The following is a 23,981-nucleotide window of genomic DNA, read 5'->3' on the forward strand; positions in this document are numbered from 1 at the left end:
TCAAAAATATATTGCTAAATCTTACATCTCAAGTCATGAATCATGAATAAACAAAAGACTCACCACTCACGACTCACCACTCACGACTCACCTTTACAAGGAATTAAGGTTCTCGATTTAACGCGAATCCTTTCCGGTCCTTTCTGCACTATGAAGTTGGGTGACATGGGTGCGGAAGTCATCAAGATTGAACAACCGGGGAAAGGGGACGACACTCGTTCGTGGGGACCGCCGTTCGTGAAAGGTGAGAGCGCGTATTTTCTCAGTGTCAACCGGAACAAGAAAAGCGTTACACTTGATTTGAAAGCGAAGGAAGGAAAAGAAATTCTCACAAAGCTCATCAAGTCGTGTGATGTGTTGGTGGAAAATTTCCGTGCGGGAGTGATGGAGAGTTTGGGATTTGATTACGCAAAAGCAAAAAAGTTAAATCCGAGACTTGTGTATTGTTCGATTTCCGGCTACGGACAGACGAGCAGTCGCAGCCATCAACCGAGCTACGATTTGATTGTGCAGGGCGAATCGGGATTGATGGATGTAACGGGATTTCCTAACGGAGCGCCGACAAAAGCAGGAATTTCTCTCGCCGATGTTACGGCGGGAACACTTGCGTTCGAAGGAATTCTGCTTGCATTATTTCATCGAGAACGAACAGGGAAAGGTCAGCAAGTTGATATTAGTTTGCTCGATGGTTTGCTTTCGCTGTTCGCGTATCAATCGCAAATTGCACTTTCATCAGACAGAAAAGTGACACGCAAAGGAAATCGCCATCCGACTATTACGCCGTACGAAACGTTTGAGACGAAAGACGGATTCATCAACGTAGCCGTGGGAAGCGAATCTCACTGGAAGAATTTTTGTACAGCGATCAAGCGAGATGATTTAATCCAACATGAACAATTTGCAACCAACTCGAAACGGGTTGAGAACCGCGAAGCGTTAGAGAACATTCTTGTTCCCATCATGAAATCAAAAAAGAGGAGTGAGTGGCTGAAGATTTTATTAAAGGCAGATGTTCCGGTGGGAAATATCAATTCACTTTCGGAAGCGTTGCAAATGGAAACGGTAGCCGAACGTGAGATGGTTGTAGCAGTGAAACACCCGGCTATCGGAACTTTGAAGATGGTTGGTAATCCCATCAAATTATCAACCACGAAGGACATCAAGCGCACGAAGTTTTCACCGCCGCCGTTGTTAAGTCAGCACACGAATGAAGTATTGGGGTTGCTTGGATATTCTGACTCCGACATTAACGAGTTGAAGCGACACAAAATAATTTGAATTCGGCAATGAACCTGCTACAACAGCACAGAGATAGATATTTGTTCAACATATTGCTCTGTGCTTTCCTTCTTTTGAATGTTTCAACAGCCCAACTCCGTGAACCGTTTCTTCAACATATAACTGTCGAGGAGGGGCTTTCACAAAGTTCCGTCTATTGTATTCTTCAAGACAGGCAAGGATTTCTCTGGTTCGGCACCGGTGATGGATTGAACAAATATGACGGATACGAAATAACTGTGTATCGTCATCATCAATCTGACAAAAACTCCCTCTCCGATAATACCATTCGGTCTCTTATGGAAGATAACGACGGGAATTTGTGGATTGGAACAAACGATGGATTGAATAAGTATGAACCCCGCACAGGAAAATTTTCCTTTTATGATTTGAAAAATGTTGAATCATTGTTTCAGGATTCGAGGGGAACAATTTGGGCGAGCAGTTATCTCAGGTTATTACAATTCAATACGGACAAGAAGTTATTTGAACCCTATGTATTTCCAACAACTCATCGGCAGATGATTGAACATCAGTCTGTGAAATCGCTCTTCGAGGATAAAAAGGGAAATATTTGGATGGGAAAACTTGATGGCGTTGATGTTCTGGAAAAATCCGGTTCACTTCGATGTCTTTCCTCAACTCTGAACTCACTACTTGGAAATCAGTCTTACGTTAGCGCTATAGCAGAGACCCGGGAAGGCGATATTTGGTTCGCTACGATGGGCAAGGGTTTGTTCCGCATGAAACAGAACACGGAGGATGTTCAACAAATCAGCATCAACAATTATTCTGATGTTCCCTCGAACGAACTGTTTGTTTCTTCCTTATTGTATGATGGGAAGAATACATTATGGATAGGAACGAAGAAGAGCGGAGTACTGAAGTACGATATTCAAACTGAGAAATTCTCGCGGCTTCTCGATGCTGATGGATATTCCGAATTGCTTACAACCTACGATAACCGATACATCATGGAAGACCGTTCAGGATTACTCTGGATTGGAACCGACGGCGATGGAGTGTATAAGTATGACCCGCGTCCGAGGAAATTCAAACATCTGTTTTCTGATGCGAGTAATAGAAATTCTCTCAGCGGAAACTTTCTGAAATCAATCTATGAAGACAGGCGGCAACGCGTCTGGATTGGAACATACGAATATGGATTGACGATGTGGGACAAAAGGGATGATACTTTCAAACAATATTTGAACACAACGAACACAACAACCGGAAAAGGGGAAACAGTGTATGCTGTGACCGAGGATGCAGCCGGAACAATTTTCTTCGGAACGGAACGCGGACTGGCACGTTTCGACGAACGAACAGAAGAGGTAATATTTTTCTCCTATGGTGAAGGTATGCCAAACAAGAAAACTATTCATCTGCTTCCTTCGACCCACGGTTGGCTCTGGGCAACCGTGATATCGAATTTATACAAATACCGGAGAGAGACTAACGAACTTACGCCTGTAGTGTTTACGCAAGAGCGTTACCCTTCGATGAAGGGGGCGACTATCGTTTGCTTGTTTGAAGATTCGCATGGCATTCTCTGGTTTGGAACATACGATGGTGGTTTGAACAGATACGACCCCACAAGTGAACAATGCACAACTTTTGTTCATGATAAAAATAATCTCAGTTCGTTGAGTCATAATGGAGTGAAAGTGATTTATGAATCACGAGACGGATTGTTGTGGATTGGAACCGGGCACGGATTGAATACGTTCGAACAGGGGACGAGCACATTCACGCGCTACTTTGAGGAAGATGGATTGCCGAGCGCCTACATCTATGGAATTCTTGAAGACGGAAGTGGAAATCTCTGGCTTAGTACGAACAAAGGCATTTCGAAATTCAATCCGACCACAAAACAATTCAGAAACTATGGTGTGGAAGACGGACTACAATCGAACGAATTTAATTCCGGTGCGTGTTTCAAAAATAGAAGCGGCGAAATGTACTTCGGCGGAATCAACGGCATGAATGTTTTTCATCCCGATTCTGTGAGAGATAATCCTTCGTTGCCCAATATCGTTTTGACCGGCTACAAGAAACTTGATTTGCCGGTTGAAATGAATGGAGAAATATCAACGATGAATTCCATCGTGCTTGAGTATGAAGAGGGGATATTCTCTCTTCGGTTTGCCGCACTCGAATATTCAAACCCGGAGAAAAATCAGTATGCGTACATTCTCGAAGGATTTGAACAGAACTGGGTGTACAGCGGAACTCGGCGTGAAGTCCGCTACACGCATCTCGACCCGGGTGAGTATGTGTTCCGGGTGAAAGGTTCCAACAACGATGGTGTTTGGAATGAAGAAGGATTTGCAATCACCGTGGTGGTTGTCCCACCGTTTTGGAGAACGTGGTGGTTTTTGAGTTTGACAGGAATCGTAGCATTGATTTCTGTCGGCGGAACAATTCGGTTTTTCGAGATGAGAAAAGTCCGCCGTCGGGTAGAATTCCTTGAGCGAGAGCGAGAGATGGAACGCGAGCGTGCGCGCATCTCTCAGGATATGCACGACGAAATTGGCGCAAGTCTCACACAGATTGCAATCCTGAGTGAAATTGCGCGCCGCGAGTTAGATGACCGTTCTGCGTCGGAACGCCATCTCCAGAAAATATCCAACACCGCCCGCGGCGTCGTTGATAGCATCAGTGAAATTGTCTGGGCAATCAACCCGAAGAATGACAGTCTTGATAATCTCATTTCATTTATTCGCGAATACGCGGCTGGTTTATTTGAAGGAACGGAAACCCGTTGCCTGTTTTCCATTCCTGATACGATTCCGGTTGTAACTCTCTCCGGTGAACATCGAAGAAATATATTTCTTGTGGTGAAAGAATCGCTCAACAATATTATGAAACACGCGCAAGCGGGTGAAGTTCATCTTCGGTTCAGTTCAACAGTTGACACGTTTTCCATCGTCATTCAGGATAATGGCAAGGGATTTTGTATAAAAGAAATTTCCGTTTTCAGCAATGGATTGAGTAACATGAAACGAAGAATGGAAAGCATCGGAGGGACATTTACCATTGAATCTATTCCACATGTTGGAACGATTGTGCAGGTTCACTTTAAGTTGAATGTGCATGAAAGTTAGTGTTGCTGGTTTTCAGTTTCCCGTTTTTGTTTATCATCAACGATCCGAAATTAACAATTCGAAATCCGCAATCAGGTGAAATACTACTTTCGTGTGATTGATTACCATCGGAAAATCATCTATCTTAAATCATGCCGATAACAGTTGCTCTCGTTGAAGATAACAAAGAAATTCGGGAGGGATTAACCGTGCTTATCAATGGCTCGGAGGGATTTGAGTGCGTTGCGGCATATCCGACAGCGGAAGAAGCATTGAGGAAAATTGAGAGCGATGACCCTGATGTTGTTATGATGGATATTCAACTTCCCGGGATGTCAGGGATTGAGTGCGTTCGACAACTCAAAGCGAAGCTTCCTAAACTGCAAATTATGATGCAAACCATTTACGAGGATGACGAACGCATTTTTGACTCGCTTCTTGCGGGGGCAAGCGGTTACATCTTAAAAAAAACTCCGCCAACGAAATTTCTTGAGGCAATTCAGGATTTGCACAACGGCGGTTCGCCGATGTCGAGCCAGATTGCGCGTAAAGTTGTTCAATCATTTCAAAAATTGGGGACTTCCTCCAAGGAAACTGAAAACCTTACATCGCGTGAACACGAAATTCTTTCTCTGCTTGCCAAAGGCTACCGTTACAAAGAGATAGCTGAAATGCTTTTCATCAGCATCGAAACGGTTCGAACACATCTCAGAAACATCTACGAAAAGTTGCAAGTCCGCTCGCGCACAGAAGCAGTTCTCAAGTTCCTTAATAGGTGATTGGTTTTCGGTCATAGGGGGTAGGTAAGTTTTTTATTACGAGACACGTTGTGTCGCCCTGGAACCTATTGCCTATCACATAAGAGAAAAATTACTACTAATATGCTATTGATAGCAAGCGTCCCCCGTTCTATATTGTGAGTAAAATTTTTTACCAAATTTTATCATCACAAAGTTATTATGGAAAAATTAGTTCATCGCTTGTTCATTTTTATTTTGATAAATTTTATTTCCCTGAATGCCCAGGATTTCTGGCAAGCAACTTCCGTTACCACCGGCGCCGGTGCATTTGCAGGCAGAGACGGATATTTGTACTTCACCAATGGTGTATCGCTTTATCGAACTCTCGATTATGCCACTACGTGGGATTCTCTCCTCACTCTACCAAGCGGTACATATTTTAACGGTGGATTGGCAACAACCATAGGGAATATTTTTATTGCTACAAATGGTTCGGGAATGATTCGCTCGACCGACGACGGAGCAACGTGGTCTGCAATTAACACGGGATTTTCGGGCACTGAAGCACGGTGGCCCACAATGAGTCCTTCCGGAACTTTATTTATCGGCTCGGTCAGTAACGGAATCTTTCGTTCGACAAATAACGGAGATAGCTGGACACAAGTTAATTCCGGCCTAACAAATTTGAATATCGGTTCGCTTGCTGTCACTTCTTCCGGAATTCTGTTTACCGGAGTGAAAGGAAGCAACGGTGTCTTTACATCAACAGATAACGGTGACTCGTGGACGCAAACCAGTTTGACGACGTCGGTGCGTATTTATTCTCTTTCAGTTGACAACAATGGTTACATTTATGCCGGAAGCAGATATGACCCGAACGCTCCTAATCCTAATGGTTTTTATCGCTCAACAGACAACGGCGGAACATGGACGCACTATGGTTTAGCCGGACAATCAATCAACACGTCAGGAGCTATTTTTGTAAACGGAAAAATTTATGCTGCAACCGATGCTAACGGTATTTTCAAATCGGCAGACAATGGCGCGACATGGGATAGCATCAACACGGGATTACCAACTCGGGGAATATTAACTCTGTCTCTTTCAAACGGACATCTGTTTGCCGGAACGTATAATGGATTATTCAAGAGTTCAGAAAATGTTACTGCAATAACTGAAGACAGAAACAGTATAATTCCCTCCACTGTTTCTCTGCTTCAAAACTATCCGAATCCATTCAACCCGACAACGAATTTTGGATTTCGAATTGCCAATTTCGGATTGGTGACGATGAAGGTGTTTGATGTTTTGGGGAGAGAAGTAGCAACGCTTGTCAACGAAGAACTTCATCCGGGTATGTATTCGGTCACGTGGGATGCTTCTGCTCAACCGAGCGGAATGTACTATTACAAACTTCAAACTGCCGATGTTGAGAAAACAAAACCGATGGTTCTCATAAAGTAAAGGTCGTGTAAAAAATTGAAAGATGTGAAGCCGGTTCATAAGTGAGAATTGGCTTTTCTTTTTGTCTCTCACGGAAGTTTCCTCTATATTCTCCCCGCTATGAGTTCAAAAATGTTTGTTGCTGTTGCCGGAAATATCGGTTCCGGAAAATCTTCTCTTACCAGAATGCTGGGAAATTACTACAATTGGAAAACGTACTTCGAATCGGTGGATGATAATCCGTACCTCTCGGATTTTTACGGAGATATGAATCGCTGGTCGTTCAACTTGCAAGTTTATTTTCTCTCCAAACGATTCAATGACCATAAGAAGATTGTCGAATCTCCCGAAAGTTCGATTCAAGACCGTTCGATTTATGAAGATGCGGAAATCTTTGCGCGCAATCTTCACCTCATCGGGAAAATGGATAAGCGTGATTACACGAACTATGTCGAGTTGTTCAAGGTGATGATGCAATATCTTAAGCCGCCCGATTTGTTAATCTATCTTGAAGCGAGAATTGAAACGCTCCTCACGCAAATTTCCCGGCGCGGAAGAGAGTACGAACAATCCATTCCCCGCTCCTATCTTGAACAGTTGGATGAACATTACAAGGAATGGATTTCAAATTATAAGAGTGGTCCTCTTCTTATTATTCCTTCCGATGAGGTTGATTTTGTCCATGAGCGGGGAGATTTCAACCGGGTTCTTCTTCTCATTCAGAGCAAATTGATGGAGCTAGGATACTCGAAGAAAGAGTAAGGTTCCTGTTTCCGGTTTACAGTTTCCTGTTAAAGGACAAACTGGAAAGAATGAACTCAATGTTCTTCTTTCATTGAGAGAATTGTTCTATACGCCGGTTGATTTTTGAGGAACGATTTCGCCGTCTCGACTTGCATATCATCAACAAGCGTAGCGGAGATTCTTCCATGTTCCCCTTTAAAGCGGGACATGATTTCGCGGCGGGCGGAACGGAGAATTTCTTTCCTGTTTCGCTGAACGCCGTTTTCTTTTTCTGATGCTACCTTTGTTTTCAGTTGTTCGATTTCATCCATAACAGACTTGCTGTATTTTGCCGTTGTCCCTATTTCTGAAAGTTCGGAGAGTTTCTTTTCCCCTTCATCCTGATACGTGAATTGCAAACTGTCGAGAAACGAGTCGAATTCTTTCAACAAGTTATCATCACTGATAAGCAATGAATCCCGGTGATTGCTGATGTACTTGTTGGTAAACCGGTAGAAGATAGAACGACGAAGGAGTTCTTTCATCATTGCGCTTTGTTCGGTCTCAGCAATTGTTGAATCGGGAGTAACGCCGCCTGCTTCAAACACCGAGCGTCCGTTTTTTGTTTTGAATTCGTGGCGCAAACTTTCGGGCGTTACGGCAAACACGCCTGCTTTATCTTTGTGCATGTAATCAATTTCCTGGATGCACCGACCGCTTGGCGTGTAGTATTTTGCTGTCGTCATTTTCAACTGGGAGCCGTATGCAAGCGGAACAACCGTCTGTACCAAGCCCTTGCCGAAACTCCGCGTTCCGATAATAACGGCACGGTCTAAATCCTGCAACGCGCCGGCGACAATTTCACTTGCGCTCGCGCTGTTTTTATTCACAAGCACGACCAAGGGAACATCGGGAAGCATCGGTTCTTCTTCGGCAGAATATTTTTTCTCAGTTTCTTTTTTTCGTCCCCGGGTTGTGACAATCAAACTCCCTTTTGGAACAAATTTTTCAACAATATCCGTTGCCGATTCAAGCAAACCGCCCGGATTATCGCGCAGGTCGAGAATTAATCCGTTCAATGTTCCCTTCAATTTTAATTCTTTGAGAGCGAGGCGCACTTCATCTCCGGCGGTGCGGGCGAAACGTTCGAGTTTGATGTAACCGATACCGCTATCAACATAATCGGCAAACGTGACATTCTTCAACCGGATTTCTTCACGCATCAGGATAAAGGTGAGTGGTTCTTTTTCTCCGTCCCGTTCGATTTTCAATGTTACTTCAGTTCCGGGTTCGCCGCGGGTCAGCGGACGAATCTGGTCGGCTTTCATTCCCGAAACAGATTTCCCGTCAACTTCTACAATTCTGTCTCCGGGTTGCAAGCCCTGACGTTGCGCGGAGTATCCTTCCATCAATGTTGTGATAGTGACTTTTTCATCGCGGATGCCGATGGTGATTCCGATGCCGCCGTATTTTCCGGAAGTTATCAGTTCAACTTCACCGATTTCCTCTTCGGCGATGAAATTTGTATATGGGTCGAGTCCTGCCAACATGCCGTCAATGCCGGAGTGCATGAACTTCTCCGGGTCAAGTTCATCAACATAGTTCATCGTGATTTCTTTATAGACCCGTCCATATACTTCGATGCTTTTGTTAATCTTGAAGAAAAAATCTCCTTCAAACTTTTTGAAGCCGACAAATATTCCAGCAAGCAACAGAATGAATGTAAGTGAAAGAACGGTGAACGTTCTTGAAAAATGTCTGAACAGCTGTTTCATGATGATATCTTGTTACTCAATCGTTGTTGAATACTATTCCAAATTGTGTTGTGAACTTCTTCCTTCGTTTGCATTCCGTTGATGACGACAAAACGGGAAGGTTCTGCTGTTGCTAATTGTTCAAAGCCATGAAGAACGCGTTCGTAAAACTGAATGCCTGATGATTCCATCCGGTCAATTCCTTTTTTGATTTGTTGCCGTCGAAGAATTTCATCGAGCGGTACAGAGATGAACAAGGTCAGGTCGGGAATTGTTCCGTCAACGGCAATGCGGTTGATTGCATGAATCTCTTCAAGGTTAATACCGCGCCCGAATCCCTGATATGCCGTTGTCGAATCGTAGAAGCGGTCGCAGATGACAAACGTTCCTTCTGCAATTGCGGGCTTGATGACTTGGGAAACCAATTGCGTTCGTGCGGCGGAGAAAAGAAAGAGTTCCGCTTTAGCAGACATTTCGGAATGACGTAAGTCCAACAAAATATCTCTGATTTTTTCCGAGATTTCGGTGCCGCCCGGTTCGCGCAAATAGACAACCCGTTTGCCGAGCGATGTGAGCCGCTCGACAAGTAACTGCGATTGTGTTGTCTTACCGCACAGGTCGAGACCTTCAAATGAAATAAACATGTATGAGCCGAATCCAAAAACTATTATGACAAAAATATATGTTGAGTTAAAACAAAAAAAACTATCCACGATGGTTAGAGTAGGCTCATGGATAAAATTCTTGAATGAAATGTGTTTGAATCAAAGTAGGGAAAAATGGGAAATTATTCAACAAAATATTTTATGAAATTGCTTGATTATTGCTCTCTCATTTCGTATAATGCCACCGAATTTACTATGGCATTATGATGAATGTAGGCAGAAAATACAATCCTCCTAATGATACGCAGTTAAACGAGTTTACAAAAAACCCGCTCTGGGACATATACGCCCTGATGCGGGTTTTGTGTTTTATGTTGCTTACCTCGACTTTGTGTAGTGCGGGAGACAATAGCATTGAAAAAATAAAACAACGATATTCAGAATTGTACAATAGATGGCAACACAAACAAACGGCACAGCCGTTGGCGAACGACAGTGTATTTACATTGCTTGGGCGATGGGCTTGGGGTCCTTGTGAAGCGGTTGATGTGAAAGATAATTATGCATTTATTGGTAATGGACCGACGTTCCATGCGCTTGATGTTTCTAATCCTACAACTCCGACTATTATTGGAGAATATCTTACGGATGGTATAATAATAGATCTTAAAATAAAAAATAATATCGCATACCTTTGCATAGGTAATAATTTGTTATTGGTTGATATTTCAATTCCAAGTAATCCTTCGAAGCTATCGGAAATATATATCAACGGTTTTACAACCAATGTTGCATTTGGTGACTCACTCGTTTATGTTGCTACATGGGGAGGAACACTATTCGTTGTAGATGCTTCGGAACCTTCTTCACCTCAGATTAAAAAAACGATTGGAGCAAGTTCAAATCTTTTTTGGTGTATTGCCGCAAAAGGGGACTACGTTTATGTAAGTGACTTGGAATGGTGGGGAACCAGAGCAATTAATGTTGTTCATCCGGAAAGTGTGTTTGTAACATTCGGATATGACCTGGGATTATCCGCGTATGTAATAGATACACTTCTTTTTATTGGAGGATATGGATATATAAATACCTACAGTATATCAAATCCATCGGCACCGGTATTGGTGAACACACTTGATTCACCCTCTGGCGCTATAACGGGAATGACCTCGAAAGATTCAATTGTTTACGCAGTCACAGATGCGGGGAGTGTGTATGCAATTGATATAACAACTCCCGATTCATTAGTTGTTCGCGGAAGTTTACAGGGAGGAAAAATTTTTGGCACAGCGCCTTTGGATATCGCTGTAGGAAATGAACTCTATGTTACACGTTCAAACGGTTTGCAGATAGTTGATATTTTACTGCCGGACTCACTAGAACAATTATCCTTTTTTCCAACGAGCGGAGATGCAGAAAAAGTAACTGTTTCCGGGAATAAAGCATATCTCGCTTGCGGGTATGCAGGTTTATGGATTATTGATATTTCTGATGTATTACGACCGGTTGCTCTTGGCAATATAAATACAGGTGGATTTATGACAGATGTTCTTGTTTCCGGTAACTATGCTTACACAGTAAATTACCCCTTTTATGAGAATGATACAACGGATGGTGTTTGGATAATAGATATTCAAAACCCGCAAATGCCAAATATAGTAAGTCATTATATCGGTATCAATCGTTATTCTGGTAATAGTGGTCCTAATTCATTGGCTATATCTGGAACAACGCTCTTCATGACACAAGTAGCAACGACTCAAAATGATTATAGTACTTTAGAGTTGATAAATATTAATCAACCCACACATCCATTGAGAGCGGGGGTCTATGACAACAATAACTCTGCTATTACATATCATGTAAGTGTTTTAGATAGTTTTGCCTATCTTGCCATTGGCAATCGAGGATTGAAAATAATTGATTGGCATAGCTCCTCAAATCTGCAAGAAATAGGGACTGTGTTAAATTTTGCAATCGGTGTTGGCTCAAAAGATTCACTTATGTTTGCATTTTCTCCTCCTGTATTTACTGTATTTAATGTTTCAAATCCTTTTTCTCCTGACACTCTTGGCATAGTTACAATTGCTAATGCACCATCAACTGAATTAGACGTGGCTCTTTCAGGAAATTTTGTCTATTGGGCAGAAACATATTTAGGGGCGATAGATATTTCGGATGTAAGAAATCCTGTCCAAACTGCTTTTTATAGTCCACCATATTTTGATGGGTATGTAAGAAGTGTTGATGTAACCGGTGATACCATTTTCACAGCTAATTTTTATAATGGAATGTCCATACTCCGACGGGATTCGACAACAACCAATGTGCAGTTAGTTGCTACAGGCTGGAATCTCTTATCGTTGAGCCTTGAAATTTTTGATCCAAGGAAAAACACTCTCTACCCAACCGCAACTTCGAATGCATTTATTTATAATGATACTTATATACAAACAGATACTCTGCCGTATGGAACAGGATATTGGATAAAATTCGGAGAGAATCAATCTATTACAATGAGGGGGAAACTGCGATTGAGTGATACCATTGCAGTAAACAAAGGTTGGAATATTATTGGAGGTTTATCGGAAACAATTTCAGTCAATTCCATTTCATCGGTTCCCGATAGTATTATTGCATCCGGTTTTTACAAATATGAAGGTTCATACGTTTCGTCGGATTCGATAGAATCGGGCAAAGGTTATTGGGTCAAGTGTGCGAGTGACGGGGTCATAATATTTATTTCACAAAAAAATAAAAAGAAAAATTGAAAGGAATAAGTCATGTTAAATAGATGTTTGTATTTACTTTTTGTTGAGTTTTTTTTCTTCGTGACAATAAATTCACAACCCGTTAATAGGCCTGTGGTAACACTGCCTAATAATCAAAGCGAACCATTTATTGCTATCAATCCATCAAATAATAATGTCATGTTAGCTACATGGACTGAAAATATTAATAGAAGTCCTGGTTATGCGTTTTCTACCGATGCAGGCTTTACGTGGACTCCGTCAATTATACTTGCACATGACGGAAGTCCATCGGGTTGGGATCCTTCTGCCGCATTTGATAATGCCGGGACAGCTTATTATTGCTATGCGCACACCGTTTCATTTGGTCCTGTCTATGTATCACGTACATATGATTTTGGGCAAAATTGGTTCCATAAAAAAGTCAGTGAAGACTTCTTCACTTATAATGATAAACCAGTAATGACCGTTGATAATGGTAACAGTCAATTTAATGGGAGGATTTATGTCAGCTATACAAAAATAGCAGAAGGAGGAGTAGATAGTGTTATGATTAAATTCGCTTCTTCAACTGATGGAGGTATTAATTTCGATATTAGATACACAATATCCACGTTTATTGGCACACGGGGAGGTTGTGCAGGTGTGTCAGCTTCTATGCCTGCAGTTGGTCCAAATGGGGAAGTATATGTTGTTTGGTTGGATGTAGCCAATTGTGATTTTAATGGGGGTACATACAAAATTAGAAAATCAACAAATGGTGGTTTAACATTCAGTTCAGCTACAAGTATTAGTAATGTCACAATGCGAAAAATTACTTTCGGAAGTGATAGAGCAGTGAATCCTATTTCTTCACTTGCAGTAGATCAAATGACTGGGATTCTTTATCTTGTTTATACTGATTGGGCGAGTCAAATAGACACAAGTAAACGAATAAAATTCGTACGTTCAACTAACAATGGTTTATCTTGGACATCTCCATTGAATATAGGAAATTTTGCATATGGTACATGGCAATTTCTTCCTGTAGTAACATCTGAACCGTCTGGAAGAGTATGGATCACTTTCATGCACTCACCAAACCCACTCGATACAGTATATAAATATATGGACTCGTATATTGTAGAATCCACAGACGGTGGAGTTTCTTTTAGTATGCCTACCCGTGTTTCCTCAGTATCTTCTTATCCAACAAATATTACTGAGCATAGTTCAAATCATTATATTGGAATGACAGCAAAAAATGGTTTTGCTTATCCAATATGGACAGACTATAGGAACACTAGTGATGATATTTATAGCGCGGAAGTATCCGGTGGTCCAATGAAACCTTTAACAAATACTTCTACAGCTACCGCTTATGGGAGTACACCTAAATCATTGTATAGCACCATTTCAAATCGCTGGCATTCTGTTTTTACAAGTAATGCTAATCTCTATTATGTTTATTCAACTGATGAGGGAAATTCATGGAACGATTATTCCCGCATAAGCGGCACAGTAGGAGGAGTAAAAGACTTCAGCAACCCCACTCTCTTTGAAACAGGAAACGGAACTCTTCATGTTCTTTTTGCCTCCGAAGGGAAAGGATTGTATTACACCAGCAAGACAACATCTGGGAATTGGACGACACCAAGAAAAACTCGAACTGTGCCAACAGCAAAATATCCTTCTTTCACAGTTGATGGAAACGGAACAGGACATGTTGTATTCACTAGCGAAACGGCAATGGAAGTGCCTTTCACATATTTGTATTATGGAAACTTTAATACAGCTGATAGTACAGATACATTAATTATCAGAAAAACATTGAGTTCCGGTACTGGCATTATTACCGGTATTTCACTTACACAAGTGTTATCAGGCGGGCTTCACGTCATCTGGTCGGTCAACAATGAGATTTATTACAAAACAGGCACAGGAAGCAGTTGGTCCAGCACAACAAATATCAGTAACAACACTGGTTCTTCTGTGTATCCTTGTTTAATAAGCACAAGCGACCAATCATCATATGTTCTTCATGCTGTTTGGCAAGACAATACTCCTGGAAATAACGAGATTTATTATACCACCAGAACGAATTTGGTATCATGGCAAACACCAACCAATGAAAGTAATAATTCAAACAATTCCCGTTATCCAATTATTCGCGCTACTCCTTGGGGTGGAGTTCCGTTTTTTACCATCATGTGGTCTGATAATCGAGATAACTCGGACCCATCAAACTTCGATATATGGTACAAGATAGGTCAAGGTACTACACCGTATAGACTTTCATCGACATCGGCTCTTTCAAATTATCCGAGTTTAACATTCAGAACAATAACTAATGGTATTCGTTTGCTACCAATTTGGACTGAAAGTTTTTCTACACCATATCTTATTTCAAGTTCGTTTGTTGATTATGACCCATTCGGAAAACGAATCATCGCCTCTCGTGAACAGCCAACAAGATTTGAGTTGATGAATAATTATCCCAACCCATTCAATCCAATGACGACGATTAAATATTCATTGTCAGAATTAGTTCATGCACGATTGTCAATTTACAACACACTCGGACAGGAAGTTGCAACACTTGTGAATGATGTTCAGGAGGCAGGTTTCAAATCGGTGGAGTGGGATGCATCTAGTATTCCGAGCGGGGTATATTTCTACAAACTAACGGCTGGTTCATTTATTAATACAAAAAAGATGTTGCTTGTCCGATGAGGATAGTCAGGGTACAAGTAATCCCGTAAAGCGGGGTTGCTCGTCCGGTAAATACACCATTTGTTATTAAAGAAAGAGCATCGGTACACCACCGATGCTCTTTTTTATCCCCTGCCGAACGTAGGCAATTCTCTTCTCCCCCTCAAAAACGAAGCAATTTCAGCATATTCTCAGTCCTGAGCGGCGCAGGGAAAATCCTGTACGGTGCAGGACAAAGTCCGATTTACTCAGTCCAAAGTTCGTCGTGCGTAGTCCGAAGCCTCAACCATTCAGTCCAATGTTTTTGACTTGCAGTCCAAAGACCGGGCTTCTCAGGGCGGGGCTGTATCGCTCGCTCCGTGTCCTGCGTTGTTCCGTCTCATCCCTGCACAGTTCCGTCCAAGTCCTGAGCGACACAGCCAAGGGAAGATGCCTCTTCTCTTCAGCCTGAGGTGTCCGGGATTCAGCCTGCGCGGTTCAGGCTTTTCCCTGTAGTCTGTTATCTTGAGACGGAGGGTTGTGGAATTTAGTATGAGGGATTCAGGCTTGAGATAGAATGCTACGGAGTTGAGATATAAAAGATGGAGGAAGAGGATGTTTCAACAAGCCATATATACCGTCATGCCGAATTTATTTCGGCATCCGTATGGTGGAAACGTAGCAGGTTCTCCCGATATTCATCGGGATCGGAATGACAAATTATTTTTTATTGTTTGAAACAACATCTAAGCGGATGCAGAAGATGGAGTCCACTTCATTTCGTTGAAAAAGAACTATGTGAAAACTTCATCTCTTTAATCAGAGAAAGTGGACTCCATCTAACAACATCAAAAATATTTTCTTCATCTAAACAAATTGGGAACTTTGGAAAATTGTTCTTCGTTGTAACAATACAATTCACATAATTTTATTAATCATTAAGAGGAAATCTTATGGATTACGTTCCAAAACCCGATCTGGGATTTCTCCAGTGGGGTGAAACATTCAACAAAAACCTTGAACCGTATGAAGGACAACTTGGGATTACGGGCGAGGTAAAGACGCAGATTCAAAATCACTTAGATGGGGTGAAACTACGACTAAGTGAAGTTGACGGTCAGAAAAAAACGTTGCAAGGATTGACGAAGTTGAAGAATCAGGTAGTCGCCGAGGCGAAACAATTCTTCAGAAATCTTGCCAACAAAATTAAAGCACACGATAGTTATACACCCGCCATCGGTGAAGCGTTAGGCATCGTCGGAGCGGAAGATACATCCATGCAATCCATCAACGATGCGATGCCGGAGTTCTGGCTCACCTTGCTCTCAGACCACATTCGTGTTGATTGGAAGAAGGGAATCTTTGATGGAGTGAAAATCAGGTGCAAGCGTGGAAATGAAATAACCTTTACTACGCTCGGTACAGACAATTATTCACCGTATGAAGATACACGGAAAAATCTTGTCGCCGGTGTGCCGGAAATGCGTGAGTATGAACTCATATATATGTTAGACGATAAAGAGGTTGGCAAGCCATCAGCAGTGAAGAATATCGTGTGTAATCTGTAATCTGTATTAACAGATGCTGAAATAAATTCAGCATGACGATAATTCGTGCTATCGGAAAAGTCGGAGCGATGGGTAACTGTCGCTCCGATTTTTTTCCCGGTACAAGAAACCGAAAATTATTCTTTCTCGTGAGGAGATTTGCCGCAAGCGTCGTGGTGTAAATAACGACCCTTTTCCGATGCATCCGCGGTCTGATTAACAATCTTGCAATGCTTGTTCATTCTGCCTTTTTTCCGTAATTTCATCAGCGAAAATGAAATCAAGAATGGCAACATCAAGCAAGAAGAAACCCGTACGAGCGAAAAAGAAACAACCGCCTCAGAGACAACTCACGTTGACGAAAGCACAACTGAGTTCCCGTGCGGAAGATTCGGAACTCATTCATGCCGCCATCAAAGGTAATCAGGAAGCGTACAAGCGACTGATGAAAAAGTATTATGTCTCGCTTACGCATCTGATTTACAAACTTGTTCACGATAAAGAAGAAATTGAAGACCTGACGCAGGAGGCGTTTATCAAAGCGTTTGCTTCGTTAAAGAATTTCAATGAAGAGTATGCTTTCTCGACATGGCTTTTTAAAATCGCCACCAACAATGCGATTGATTATCTCCGGAAGAAAAAATTGGATGCATTCTCCATCGATAAACCGCTCGAATCGGAAGATAGCGATTACACATTTGAACTTCCCGATTCGACCTACGAGCCGGACAAGGACATCATCGGGAAACAACGCTCACAGTTTATCGAAGAGGCGATTCAATCGCTCCCAGAAAAATACCGGAAAGTTATTTTACTGCGTCATAAAGAAGAACGTGATTACGCTGAAATAGCAAAAATGCTGAAACTTCCCATAGGAACGGTAAAAGCGCATATTTTCCGTGCGCGGGAAATTCTCTATAAAAAACTTCGTCACCAGATGACACAATATTGAAACATTATTTCTCAGGCATCCGTACGTAACAATAGCCATGAACAAGAATCATGTTTCATATTACCGCTCCTTTACGATGCTGTCCGCGCTCATGTTGGCGCTGACAGCATTTGTTTTTGCATCCTCCGGGAAAAAACAAAAACAGATTGAACACACAAACGAGCGTGAGTTGAAAGTAACAATGGAAGCGGCGCTTGGTGATGTCAATATTGTGAAGGGGAAAGGAGATATCATTCTCAAGGCGACTGTCGAAACAGATCGTTCGCTGAATCTGGATGATTGTATCGAGTATGAAGTTCGCGACAAAATCGGTTTCCTGAATTTTGTTACCGATTGCGAGGAAGGCGGTCGAAAGAAACAGAAGAAAAGCAATGTCCACATGAACGATCTGGAATCGTCCGATTGGTGGTTGGATATTACCGACGATATCCCGGTTTCGTTCGACCTTGAACTTGGATTGGGAAAAGCCGATTTGAATCTGACCGGTTTGGCAGTGAAAGATTTGAATCTTTCCGCCGGCGCAAGTTCTGTGAGGTTGCGGTTTGATGAACCGAATACTTCAGTCATTGAAGATATGTCCATCGAAGCGGGCTTGAGTAAATTCACGGCAGTAGGTTTGGGCAATGCAAATTTCAATCACTTCAAATTCGAAGGCGGAGTCGGAAGTTACTCGCTTGATTTCAGCGGAAAGTTAGACCACGAAGTTGATGTCGAAGTGGAAATCGGTTTGGGTTCGGTGACAATCATTGTCCCGAAGAATGCCGGTGCGAAAGTCTATTGCGAGAAGAATTGGATTTCGCATTTGAATATTGATGATGACTTCAAAGAGCGTGAAGATGACACCTATTACACGGCGAACTACAAATCTGCCGAAGGCAAAATGAACATTCATATCGAAGCCGGACTTGGTAGCGTGAAAGTCAAAAGAAAGTAATGTAGCAACTGGATTAGTTGGTTGAAGAAATCCCGTCTTGAAAGTACTCAGGGCGGGATTTTGTTTTTTGTTCCGAAATGAAGATTTTCTCTCGCACATGATTGGTGAGTAGTGAATAGTTAGTAGTAATTAGTGATGTTGGTCTGAAACACAAAACACAAAACTCAAACCCGAACATGAAATCTGAGATCAAACAAACCAAAGACAAGAAACGAAAAACAAAAAACAATCAACCTGACGGCAAGAACATTGTCATACGCGGCGCGCGCGTCCATAACCTCAAAAACATCTCGCTTGAACTTCCGAGAAACAAACTGATTGTCTTTACAGGAGTGAGTGGCTCGGGGAAGTCATCGCTCGCGTTTGATACGATCTATGCTGAAGGGCAACGCCGCTTTGTTGAAAGTCTCTCCTCATATGCGCGGCAGTTCCTTGAACGGATGGAGAAACCGGAAGTGGATTTCATTCAGGGAATCAGTCCGGCGATTGCGATTGAACAAAAGACTTCGACGCGCAATCCACGTTCAACCGTTGGCACAAGCACGGAGGTGTATGATTATCTTCGTTTGCTGTACGGAAGAATCGGGAAAGTATTCTGCTCGAACTGCGGGAAGGTTGTTCAGCGCGATTCCGTGCGAACTGTTGTTGAACGATTGAATGAAACGTACGCAGGGAAGCCATCAACAAAAATTTATGTGATGTTTCCTGTGGCTGAACATCCCAAAACGAAAATGACGGATGAACTTGCCCGCTTAAAGCAACAAGGATTTGTCAGAATACTTTTCAAGAATGAACTGATTGACGTCTCGGAAACGGATTTCACAGAAACGACATCGAAGGAAAAAGTTACTGTCGTTGTTGACCGGCTCACCTTCAAACCCGGAACGAACGACTCGCGTTTTGCCGATTCCGTGGAAACGGCTTTTCGGGCGGGAGAAGGTTCACTGATAATTCATGATGTCGGGACGGGAAACAATATTCCGTTCAATCAGCAATTCGCGTGTGCCGACTGCGGAGTTAAATACGAAGAGCCCGATCCGCGATTGTTTTCGTTCAACAATCCGTTTGGTGCGTGTCCCAAGTGCGAAGGGTTTGGTCGTTCCATCAGTCTTGATTTGGATTTAGTCATTCCCAACAAAAACCTCTCGCTTGAAGAAGGAGCCATCCATCCATGGACGATGCCCAAGTGGAAAGAGAACCTCAACGACTTGCTGAAGATTGCAGGCGATGTCGGTGTTCGAACTGATGTTCCCTTCAGGGAGTTATCAAAAAAAGAATTGGATGTTGTGTTTAACGGTTGTAAAGGATTCGATGGAATTTTTCGCTTCTTCAAATTCATCGAGTCGAAATTATACAAAGTGCATTACCGTGTGTTTCTCAGTCGCTTCCGTCGTTACACGACATGCGATACGTGCGGTGGTTCGCGGCTTCGCCCTGCCGCGCTGAATGTATTTGTTGGTGAGAAATCCATCGGTGAGATTGTTCGTTTGCCGATTGAAGAAGCACGAAAGTTCTTCGAGCAGATTCAACTTTCGGAATATGAAACGGAAGTAGCAAAACGAATTTTGGATGAACTGAAACGACGGCTTACCTATCTCGATGAAATCGGAATCGGATATTTGACACTCGACCGGCTTTCCAACACGCTTTCCGGAGGCGAGTCTCAGCGAATCAATTTATCCACTGCGCTTGGTTCTTCGCTTGTCGGTTCGCTCTATGTTCTTGATGAGCCGAGCATCGGACTGCATCCGCGCGATACGCAACGACTTGTCAATATTATGAAATCGCTGAGAGATGTCGGTAACACGGTGCTGGTCGTTGAGCATGATTCGGATATCATGAACAGCGCTGATTACATTGTTGATATGGGACCGGCGGCGGGCGAGTTGGGCGGCGAAATTGTGTTTGAAGGAAGTCCCGACAAGTTATCTTCAAGCAAAACGCTGACGGCAAAGTATCTTCGCGGCGAACTGAACATTTCCGTTCCAACTGAACGGAGAACGAAGAAGGCAGAGTCAATCAAGGTGCGAAACGCAATGGCGCATAATCTCAAATCCATTGATATTGAAATCCCGTTGAAGAAGTTTGTTTGTGTAACAGGTGTGAGCGGTTCGGGTAAAAGTACGCTCGTGCATGAGATTGTATTCCCTTCAATAAAGGCGATGAAAGAATCGGGGAGCGAACTTGCGGGAGTAAAAGGAACGGTGGAAGGCGCGCATCATGTGGATGCAGTCGAACTTGTTGACCAATCGCCGATTGGAAAAACTCCCCGCTCGAATCCGGCAACCTACATCGGCGCGTACGATGTGATTCGCGAAGTGTTCGCCAACACGCAAGCCTCGAAGATTCGCGGGTTCAAGCCGGGCTCGTTTTCGTTCAACGTCCCCGGCGGGCGGTGCGATACGTGCGAAGGAAGCGGCATACAAACAATCGAGATGCAGTTCCTTGCCGATTTGGAACTGACGTGCGAGAGTTGCAACGGCAAGCGATTCAAGAAAGAAATTCTCGCCGTTCACTATCACGACAAAAACATTGACGACGTGCTGAACATGACTGTCTCCGATGCGATTCTGTTTTTTCGTCAGCAACAGACGGGAAGGAAAATTGTGCAGAGATTGCAAGTGCTTGAAGATGTCGGCATGGGTTACATTCGTCTCGGTCAATCGGCGACGACTCTTTCGGGCGGCGAAGCACAGCGCGTAAAGTTAGCCGCGCATCTTGCCGAGCAACAACAAGGAAAGCACACGCTCTACATTTTTGATGAGCCGACCACCGGCTTGCACTTCGACGACATTGTAAAACTGTTGAGATGCTTCAACGCACTGCTCGAAAAAGGAAACTCGCTTCTCATCATCGAGCATAACATGGAAGTGATTAAATGCGCGGATTGGATACTTGATTTAGGTCCCGAAGCAGGAGACCGCGGTGGAGAAGTTGTTGTTGCCGGAACGCCAGAGACCGTGGCGAAGTGTGAGAAGTCGTTTACGGGTGTGTTTTTGAGGAAGTATTTATGATGAGCATATGTGCGACTCACTTGCCCATGAATTGTTTGACAAATCCCGACATTTTGTTTGCATTTGAAAGAGAAGTGAGTCGCACCTTCCGTCTCACTTCAAAACTTTTTGAAATAAACAACATTTGTCTATCCTTCAAATAACGAGTTGTACTTTCTATGCTTCGTAAAGTTATCTTCGCACAAGACGAATATTACCACATCTATAATCGTGGTTGCAACCGGGAAAATATATTTCTGTCGGATGAAAATTACCGTTTTCTTCTGAGAAACCTTAAATCGTTGGTTGAAGAATATAATGTTTGTGTAATAGCATACTGTCTCATGCCCAATCATTATCACTTTCTGCTCAGACAAGATGGTGAGAAAAACTCGGGTAAACTCATTCAGTTTCTCTTCAACAAATACACGAAGGCATTTAATGCAATGCATAAACGAACCGGAACATTGTTTGAGGGTCCATTCAAAGCAATTCATGTTGACAAGCAGGAGTACTTGATACACCTCTGTCGTTATATTCATCGTAACCCTCTCGAGGCGGGATTAGTTGCAAACATCGAAGATTGGGAATACACAAATTATTTGGAATGGATTGGAAAACGAAAAGGGATGTTATGGGATAAAGAATTTGTCAATGATAATTTTAGAACGGCGGAAGAGTACAAAAAATTTGTTCTTGAATATATTTCTCCTAAAAAGTTGGAGGAGGAATGGAGGAAATACAGAATAGAACGATAGAAGTGTGACATCGTGAATGAGCATAGTGTATGTGCAGTATGTGCGACTCACTTTCCCTTGAAAGATTTTACAAATCTTGACCTTTTATATTACTTTTGAAGGAGAAGTGAGTCGCACGTTCTTCCCGCGTGTTATTTTGCTAACAACATTTTTCTCGTCTCGACATAGTTCTCGGTCACGATTCTGTACACATAAACGCCGCTCTCTCTGTTTGAAGCATCCCAATTGACAATGTGTTCTCCCGTTTCCATCTTGCTGTTTAACAATATTGCAATTTCCCTTCCAAGTAAATCATAAACTTTGAGTGATACGAATGATTGTGATGGTAAAGTAAAACTGATTTTTGTTGAAGGGTTGAAAGGATTGGGATAATTCTGTTTGAGGAAAATGTCTGAAGGAACGAGTGCCGATTGCCATCCCAAACAATGGTTATCTATTTTGTTGACGTTTCTGAATTTCTTCCGGTGTTCCCAACGGGAAAATATAAAGGATTTCTCCTGAAACTGCGTCAATAAAAACCTCTTTATCTGAATCTAATACAAGTTCCCGAGAACTAACAGTACATCTCCAAAAACTTTTATTTAACAACTTTCCATGGCTCGCTTCAATAAGTTCTAAATCTGTTTCTCTATACGAAGTAATTACCTTTTTCTGTTTTATAGAGTCGAGTGTAATCGGGTGTTCCGGCTCTAATTTTATAATTTCATTAACATCATTGAATGGAGAAATGCTTTGCAGATACGTACGGCAAATATTTATGACTTGCACTTTATTAAAGTTTCCATTCTTTCTGTTACAATTTACCGACAACAATGGAAGCACAATGAAAATGCTAAACAATAAAAAGGCTAAATCAATTCTGTTTTGTTTGCGAATTCTTAATTGATTTAGAACGTCAATATTTTTTAGTCTTATCTTTATCATACATGTCAAACATAAAAAAATAAACTAATGCACGTTGACAACCTACCACGCGCTTCCCACACTCAGCGAAATAAACAAACCGCCGAACTCGTTTTTGTATTCGACGTTATTTCCTTGTTTCATGCTTTCAATTCCGCCTGAGTAAGGAACAAAGTAGTAGCGAACGTTCATTCCGAACAGCGTAGAACGTTCCGAGCCGAAGAACGCACCGAAACCGAGATAGCCGCCAACGGTATAGCGAGGCTGTCCTTTGCCAAGCGCTGTAAAATATTCTTCACGGTACGGAAACACATACACCATCGTCGGTCCGGCGGCGGCGTTTACATACGGACGAAAATTATCCATAATATCTTCCCGGAACAGACGATACTGCACTCCGACAAACAACGGCATCACGAGAAAACGATTTTCTTTTCCCAATACGTACGATTGCCCTGTCCAGTAATCGTACCGTTCAACTTCCCGCTCATCTTTCGATTCGGAAATTGAGAAGTCAACAAAGCCGGCAAGTTCGGGCGTGTATTCGTGTCGGTAGAAAAATCCGAGACCGAAACCGTTTGTGGAAACGAGAATGTCGGTTCCCCATGAATTATTGAATGGAAGAGTTGGTTGCTCAACTTCCTCGCCAGTGAGTAGAGTGGGAACGAGGTTACTGTCGTTTTTATCTTGCGTGAAAGATGGTTGATTGAGAACCATCAAGAAAGAAAAAAGGAGAAGGATAGTTTTCGTTTGCATAAAGAAACTCATTCGTGGTTGATTGTTGAGTTAATATACTTTGGTTTTTTTGCAAAATCAACTTGCAAAGCAGTTCTCAGCGCGCTTTG

17 protein-coding genes are annotated in these 23,981 nt (G+C 42.5%); 12 read left to right on the forward strand and 5 right to left on the reverse strand.

Going from position 1 to position 23,981, the window contains the following annotated elements:
* The first annotated feature begins 42 nt into the window (after nt 1-42).
* The 5 genes from HY960_07300 (at nt 43) to HY960_07320 (ending at nt 7,309) form a co-directional block, all read left to right on the forward strand.
* Nucleotides 43-1,278, forward strand: coding sequence for a CoA transferase (locus tag HY960_07300; GenBank protein MBI5215544.1), 1,236 nt, complete (start codon nt 43-45; stop codon nt 1,276-1,278).
* Between the two features lie 8 nt (nt 1,279-1,286).
* Nucleotides 1,287-4,385, forward strand: coding sequence for a hypothetical protein (locus tag HY960_07305; protein MBI5215545.1), 3,099 nt, complete (start codon nt 1,287-1,289; stop codon nt 4,383-4,385).
* Nucleotides 4,386-4,516: 131 nt separating this feature from the next.
* Entirely contained in the window at nt 4,517-5,143 is a 627-nt protein-coding gene (locus HY960_07310) for a response regulator transcription factor (GenBank protein ID MBI5215546.1), read from the forward strand.
* Between the two features lie 180 nt (nt 5,144-5,323).
* On the forward strand, nt 5,324-6,568 hold the full coding sequence (locus HY960_07315) for a T9SS type A sorting domain-containing protein (GenBank protein ID MBI5215547.1): 1,245 nt from the start codon (nt 5,324-5,326) through the stop codon (nt 6,566-6,568).
* A gap of 111 nt (nt 6,569-6,679) precedes the next feature.
* Complete coding sequence (locus HY960_07320) at nt 6,680-7,309, forward strand: deoxynucleoside kinase (GenBank protein MBI5215548.1); 630 nt, start codon at nt 6,680-6,682, stop codon at nt 7,307-7,309.
* Nucleotides 7,310-7,365: 56 nt separating this feature from the next.
* Here HY960_07320 and HY960_07325 read toward each other — a convergent pair whose 3' ends face one another.
* Together HY960_07325 and HY960_07330 are read right to left on the reverse strand one after the other, a co-directional pair.
* Nucleotides 7,366-9,045, reverse strand: a complete 1,680-nt coding sequence (locus tag HY960_07325; protein ID MBI5215549.1) for a S41 family peptidase — start codon at nt 9,043-9,045, stop codon at nt 7,366-7,368.
* The gene (locus tag HY960_07330) at nt 9,042-9,668 is read right to left on the reverse strand and encodes a dTMP kinase (GenBank protein MBI5215550.1); all 627 of its coding nucleotides are present in this window, start codon (nt 9,666-9,668) and stop codon (nt 9,042-9,044) included. The genes HY960_07325 and HY960_07330 overlap by 4 nt, the downstream gene beginning before the upstream one ends.
* 509 nt (nt 9,669-10,177) lie before the next feature.
* On the opposite strand from HY960_07330, the gene HY960_07335 reads away from it, so the two are divergent.
* The 7 genes from HY960_07335 to HY960_07365 all read left to right on the forward strand — a co-directional run bounded on the left by HY960_07335 (nt 10,178) and on the right by HY960_07365 (nt 22,233).
* Complete coding sequence (locus HY960_07335; GenBank protein MBI5215551.1) at nt 10,178-12,400, forward strand: hypothetical protein; 2,223 nt, start codon at nt 10,178-10,180, stop codon at nt 12,398-12,400.
* A gap of 12 nt (nt 12,401-12,412) precedes the next feature.
* A complete protein-coding gene (locus HY960_07340) occupies nt 12,413-15,091 on the forward strand; it encodes a T9SS type A sorting domain-containing protein (protein MBI5215552.1) in 2,679 nt (892 codons plus the stop codon).
* 911 nt (nt 15,092-16,002) lie between these two features.
* Nucleotides 16,003-16,617: a hypothetical protein gene (locus HY960_07345; GenBank protein ID MBI5215553.1), complete on the forward strand. Its 615-nt coding sequence runs from the start codon at nt 16,003-16,005 to the stop codon at nt 16,615-16,617.
* 265 nt (nt 16,618-16,882) lie between these two features.
* Nucleotides 16,883-17,548 (forward strand): sigma-70 family RNA polymerase sigma factor, encoded by a 666-nt coding sequence (locus HY960_07350; protein MBI5215554.1) that lies wholly within the window; start codon nt 16,883-16,885, stop codon nt 17,546-17,548.
* Between the two features lie 37 nt (nt 17,549-17,585).
* Nucleotides 17,586-18,482 (forward strand): hypothetical protein, encoded by an 897-nt coding sequence (locus tag HY960_07355; protein MBI5215555.1) that lies wholly within the window; start codon nt 17,586-17,588, stop codon nt 18,480-18,482.
* A gap of 176 nt (nt 18,483-18,658) precedes the next feature.
* The gene (uvrA, locus tag HY960_07360; protein ID MBI5215556.1) at nt 18,659-21,496 is read left to right on the forward strand and encodes an excinuclease ABC subunit UvrA; all 2,838 of its coding nucleotides are present in this window, start codon (nt 18,659-18,661) and stop codon (nt 21,494-21,496) included.
* Between the two features lie 158 nt (nt 21,497-21,654).
* Nucleotides 21,655-22,233, forward strand: a complete 579-nt coding sequence (locus HY960_07365; GenBank protein MBI5215557.1) for a transposase — start codon at nt 21,655-21,657, stop codon at nt 22,231-22,233.
* 131 nt (nt 22,234-22,364) lie between these two features.
* Here the strand turns inward: HY960_07365 and HY960_07370 are convergent, their stop codons facing one another.
* Genes HY960_07370 through HY960_07380 form a run of 3 tightly spaced genes read right to left on the reverse strand, consistent with a single transcriptional unit; the run spans nt 22,365 to nt 23,892 of the window.
* Nucleotides 22,365-22,655 (reverse strand): T9SS type A sorting domain-containing protein, encoded by a 291-nt coding sequence (locus HY960_07370; GenBank protein MBI5215558.1) that lies wholly within the window; start codon nt 22,653-22,655, stop codon nt 22,365-22,367.
* A 7-nt stretch (nt 22,656-22,662) separates the two neighbouring features.
* Nucleotides 22,663-23,157: a hypothetical protein gene (locus HY960_07375; protein MBI5215559.1), complete on the reverse strand. Its 495-nt coding sequence runs from the start codon at nt 23,155-23,157 to the stop codon at nt 22,663-22,665.
* Nucleotides 23,158-23,199: 42 nt separating this feature from the next.
* The gene (locus HY960_07380) at nt 23,200-23,892 is read right to left on the reverse strand and encodes a hypothetical protein (GenBank protein MBI5215560.1); all 693 of its coding nucleotides are present in this window, start codon (nt 23,890-23,892) and stop codon (nt 23,200-23,202) included.
* Nucleotides 23,893-23,981 lie beyond the last annotated feature (89 nt).

The sequence above is a fragment of the Ignavibacteriota bacterium genome (assembly GCA_016212665.1).
Lineage (GTDB): Bacteria > Bacteroidota > Ignavibacteria > UBA10030 > SZUA-254 > FW602-bin19.

Excerpts from the sequence above, each read along its gene's own strand:
- HY960_07310 (MBI5215546.1), top strand. The coding sequence starts at position 4,517 with ATGCCGATAACAGTTGCTCTCGTTGAAGATAACAAAGAAATTCGGGAG.
- HY960_07350 (MBI5215554.1), top strand. The coding sequence starts at position 16,883 with ATGGCAACATCAAGCAAGAAGAAACCCGTACGAGCGAAAAAGAAACAA.
- HY960_07365 (MBI5215557.1), top strand. The coding sequence starts at position 21,655 with ATGCTTCGTAAAGTTATCTTCGCACAAGACGAATATTACCACATCTAT.
- HY960_07345 (MBI5215553.1), top strand. The coding sequence starts at position 16,003 with ATGGATTACGTTCCAAAACCCGATCTGGGATTTCTCCAGTGGGGTGAA.
- HY960_07305 (MBI5215545.1), top strand. The coding sequence starts at position 1,287 with ATGAACCTGCTACAACAGCACAGAGATAGATATTTGTTCAACATATTG.
- HY960_07300 (MBI5215544.1), top strand. The coding sequence starts at position 43 with ATGAATAAACAAAAGACTCACCACTCACGACTCACCACTCACGACTCA.
- HY960_07315 (MBI5215547.1), top strand. The coding sequence starts at position 5,324 with ATGGAAAAATTAGTTCATCGCTTGTTCATTTTTATTTTGATAAATTTT.
- uvrA (MBI5215556.1), top strand. The coding sequence starts at position 18,659 with ATGAAATCTGAGATCAAACAAACCAAAGACAAGAAACGAAAAACAAAA.
- HY960_07380 (MBI5215560.1), bottom strand. The coding sequence starts at position 23,892 with ATGCAAACGAAAACTATCCTTCTCCTTTTTTCTTTCTTGATGGTTCTC.
- HY960_07320 (MBI5215548.1), top strand. The coding sequence starts at position 6,680 with ATGTTTGTTGCTGTTGCCGGAAATATCGGTTCCGGAAAATCTTCTCTT.
- HY960_07325 (MBI5215549.1), bottom strand. The coding sequence starts at position 9,045 with ATGAAACAGCTGTTCAGACATTTTTCAAGAACGTTCACCGTTCTTTCA.
- HY960_07355 (MBI5215555.1), top strand. The coding sequence starts at position 17,586 with ATGAACAAGAATCATGTTTCATATTACCGCTCCTTTACGATGCTGTCC.
- HY960_07340 (MBI5215552.1), top strand. The coding sequence starts at position 12,413 with ATGTTAAATAGATGTTTGTATTTACTTTTTGTTGAGTTTTTTTTCTTC.
- HY960_07375 (MBI5215559.1), bottom strand. The coding sequence starts at position 23,157 with ATGATAAAGATAAGACTAAAAAATATTGACGTTCTAAATCAATTAAGA.
- HY960_07330 (MBI5215550.1), bottom strand. The coding sequence starts at position 9,668 with ATGTTTATTTCATTTGAAGGTCTCGACCTGTGCGGTAAGACAACACAA.